Source organism: Hymenobacter sediminis, assembly GCF_003231285.1.
GTDB classification, from domain to species: Bacteria; Bacteroidota; Bacteroidia; order Cytophagales; family Hymenobacteraceae; genus Hymenobacter; species Hymenobacter sediminis.
In genome coordinates this window covers 1-275 of record NZ_QKNS01000061.1, presented here as the reverse complement: position 1 = coordinate 275, position 275 = coordinate 1, and the positions used below count along the sequence as shown (strand labels likewise).

The window sequence follows — 275 nt, the reverse complement described above, 5'->3', positions numbered from 1 at the left end:
AGAAACAACGATCTTATAAAGCAGAAACAAGGGCGGTAAAAAACGCCATTGATTAAAGCAATGCATTTGCCGTAAACGCCACGAATCAACCCTCAGCTCGCTGTAAACCATACCGCCTTTTCATCGTTCCAATCACCGTTGTAATTAATGAACAACTCCTCACCTGCTGCAATGCTGCGAACGGTGATGATGGAAATGGTTTGCTGTTTGAAATCCATCAGGTAATCGCAATTGGCTGGCGACGCATGGTTGTATAGCGCCACGTATCCCAATGC

General features: G+C 45.5%; 1 protein-coding gene. It reads right to left on the bottom strand.

What is annotated here, in order from left to right; genetic code table 11:
- Nucleotides 1-92 precede the first annotated feature (92 nt).
- A partial coding sequence (locus DNI29_RS23965; protein ID WP_133255758.1) for an SET domain-containing protein-lysine N-methyltransferase occupies nt 93-275 on the bottom strand: 183 nt, incomplete at its 5' end.